This is a genomic window from Cupriavidus sp. R6-3, from assembly GCF_059772245.1.
Genome location: NZ_JCBAJO010000367.1, coordinates 1 through 3,149 on the forward strand (window position 1 = coordinate 1; position 3,149 = coordinate 3,149).

General features: G+C 73.8%; 2 protein-coding genes. Both read right to left on the reverse strand.

The window, feature by feature from the left end; translation table 11 throughout:
* Positions 1–176: 176 nt before the first annotated feature.
* Positions 177–1,667, reverse strand: coding sequence for a type II secretion system protein GspL (gene gspL, locus AC6EI8_RS25570; RefSeq protein ID WP_498383276.1), 1,491 nt, complete (start codon positions 1,665–1,667; stop codon positions 177–179).
* A gap of 395 nt (positions 1,668–2,062) precedes the next feature.
* A complete protein-coding gene (gene gspK / locus AC6EI8_RS25575; RefSeq protein WP_226107715.1) occupies positions 2,063–3,082 on the reverse strand; it encodes a type II secretion system minor pseudopilin GspK in 1,020 nt (339 codons plus the stop codon).
* Positions 3,083–3,149 lie beyond the last annotated feature (67 nt).

A 3,149-nucleotide genomic window follows, 5' to 3' on the forward strand; every position in this document is an offset into this window, starting at 1 on the left:
CGGCGGACGTGGGCCGATCGTGCGCGCGGTCGTTCATGGTGTTGCCTGGTGAGCGGACATGGCCGGGAGGGCGGCCATGGCAAAAAGGCCGGCCATCGCAAAAAGGCCGGACATGGCGCGGAGGCCGGGCATGGCTGGGATGGCGGACATGGCGGGGAGGGAGCAAATGGCGCGCATCACGACAGCGCTCCCGGCTTGATGATCCAGCGCGAGCCGGCGGGCGCGGGGCCGCCGCCGGAGCGGCCCGTGTCGGCCGGCGCGCGGTCCTCTTCCATCGACAGCCCGGCCTGGCGCGCGGCCTGGCGCAGCGCATTGGTATCGGTGCCCGGCTTGAGCGTCGCGTGCAGTGCGCGGCCGCGGTACTCGAGGGCCAGCAGCGCGTCGGGCGGCAACTGGCGGCCGGCCTGGGCGAAACGGTCGGCCAGCGGCAGGAAATCGTCGGGCGTGCTGCGGCCGCTGGCCAGGCGCAGCTGTTCGACCTGGCGGCGCATCTGCAGCGGCGGGTCGACCACCACCGGCATGCGCGGGAAGGCGCTGCGCAGCAGCTGGGTCTGGGCCTGCTGCAGCCGCGCCTGTTCGCCGCGCAGCATCAGCCAGTGGATGTTCAGCGCGACCAGATGGACGACCAGCAGCGCGGCGGCCAGCGCCAGCGGTGCACGCCAGGCGCGCAGGTTCCAGCGGTCGGCGCGGCCCTGCGCGAAGTCGAACTGCGCCAGATCCAGCGAGGGCTCGCGCAGGCTCGCCTGCGCCCCTTCGATCCAGACCGGCCAGCCGAGCGGGCGTACCGAGGTCAGCGTCGGCAGCGCGGCCGCCTCGCGGTCGCCGTACCAGATGCCGGCCGGCGCCAGCGCCTGCCAGGCGGCCAGTGCGTCGTCACTGAGCAGCAGGCCGTAGCCCTGATAGCGTTCGGTGCGCACGGTCAGTTGCCAGAACGGCGCGGCATGGCCGGTGCCGGCGCCGGTGCCGCCGGTGCCCATTTCCCCTTCGAGCAGGGGCGCGGCAGCGGCCAGTGCGCTGGAGGCGGCTTCGAGCGCCAGCGTGGCGGGCGGCTCGGACGGGGAGGCGGCTTCGGGCGCAGCCGAGGGCTCGGCCGGACCGGATGCGTTGGCCGGGACCGCCGTGCCACCGCCCTCGGACTCGCTATCAGCCAGCGGCAGGCAGAACTGCGCGGGCAGCAGATGGCGGCGGCGATGGCGGTGTTCGGCGAAGGCGTCGAGCACCGCGCGCAGCCAGGCGCGTTCGGTCACCATCAGCAGGCGGCGGCGCGGACCGCGCGCGGCGGCTGCGGCGCTGGTGGCATCGGCGCCGGCTTGCGGGGCCTCAGGCCCGACCGCGATATGGCAGGCCTGCGCATCGGCCGCCAGCGAATCCTCGACCAGGTTCGGCAGCGCGAGCTTGAGCCGGTTTGGCGCCAGCGGCGGCACCGCGGCGGCGGTCACCAGCACGTCGGCGGCGGCGACGATCAGCACCAGCCGGTCGGCCGGCGGCAGCTCGGCGATCGGCGCGTAGCCCTCGCGCAACAGGTGGCCGGTGGCCGGGGTCCGCTCGCGCCAGCCCTGGGCGGCCGCGGCATCGCGCACCAGCGCGAACGGCAGCGCCCCGAAGCGCCAGGGCTGCGGTTGATCGTGGGGGCGATGCGGCAGGCGGACGAACAGGGTGGTGCTCAAGGTTTCCTTGGGGCTGCGCGGCAGTAAAGATGGACGGCGGAATCGTCGACGGCCCGGGGGCGCGTCTGCAAGCTGGTCCGGTTTCGTGCGAAGGCACGGGCCGGTCCGGTGTCGGCGGTGCCCGCTGTGCCGGCGGCGATCGCCGTGCCACAGCCGGGTGCCGGTAAATGCCTTTCCGCCAAGGCATCAGCATACCTTGCCTTTGTGGCGGATTCGCGTCAACCGTTTCGGCAGGGTGCGGCGGGCCGCAGTGCCGGCGGCGCGGGCGTTCCGGGCAAGGGATGTCGATCGGTGCCATCGCTTTCGTCGCCTTCATCGCCCCGCTCGTCGCCCGGTCGCCGCCCCGGTCGTCGCCCCGGTCGCCGCCCTCATCGCGCTCATTGCCGTCATCGCCCTCATCGCAACTCCGGCATCCGCTCGAGGTCGCGCGTCCAGACCACCTGCGTCGCCTGGGCGCTGCCCAGGACCGCCGCGCGCCGCACCAGCGAGACCTGCATCCGGATCGCCCGCTCGTGGCGGATCAGGCCGTAGATCAGGAAGTAGTGCGAGCGCGTTTCCAGCGCGGTGCCGACGCTGGCATCGGCCTGCGGCGCGATCGCGCGCAACTGCGTCTGCAGGTCGCCCACGTTGTTGAAATAGGCACGATCGCGCTGGCGCACCAGTTCGCGGGCGCGGTCCAGCGGCAGCTTGTCGATGACCGCGGCCAGCACTTCCGGGTCGGCGGTGTTGGCGTTGACCGGCGTGCGGTCCGGCAGCAGGTCGACGAAGGGCTCGAGCACCGGCAGCATGTCGGGCTCGTAGCCGGGGATGGCCATCAGGTCCGCCAGGCTGTCGGGCGGCCGCAGCCCGGCGCGGCCGGCGCCGGCCCGCTCGGCCTGGAGCAGATGGCGCGCGGTCGCCTCCGCCAGCCCCTGGTTCAGGCCCAGCACGCGCAGCAGGCGCCGATAGGCCGCGAGCCCGGCCGGGTCGATGGTCACCGAGATGCCGCCGTTGGCGCCCGCGGTGGTGGTGATCAGATTGCGCAGGTTGAAGCGGGCCTGCGCGTCGAGGATGCGGCCGGACAGGAAGGAGGTCTCGCCGGCGCGGTCGGTGCGCAGCGCGGAGCCGAGGAAGTCCGACAGCCGCGTCTCGGCGATCGGCACGGCCCACGGCTCGCCGAGATGGTCGACGTTGGAGCGGCGCAGGTCGTCGCGCAGGATCAGCCGCGCCCAATCCACCGCGGCACGTTCGATCCAGGCGGCCTGGGCCACCAGGCGCTGGTTCTCGACCGAGCGGATCTGCACCTGCTGGCGCCAAAGCAGGCCGGACACCACCACCACGGCCAGCGTGACGATCAGCAGCGCGGTGACCACGGCCGCGCCGCGCTGGTGGCCGGCCCGCGGCCGGAGGGAAGGGAGGCGGGGGCTGCCGTTCATGGCGCGCTCATGCTCACTGGCCCGTCATGCACAGCTTGTCGAAGCGGCGCGGCGCGTCGCCGTCGCC

What these genes read in the sequence shown, in the direction of transcription:
- gspK (WP_226107715.1), bottom strand. Translation starts at nt 3,082, where the DNA reads ATGAACGGCAGCCCCCGCCTCCCTTCCCTCCGGCCGCGGGCCGGCCAC.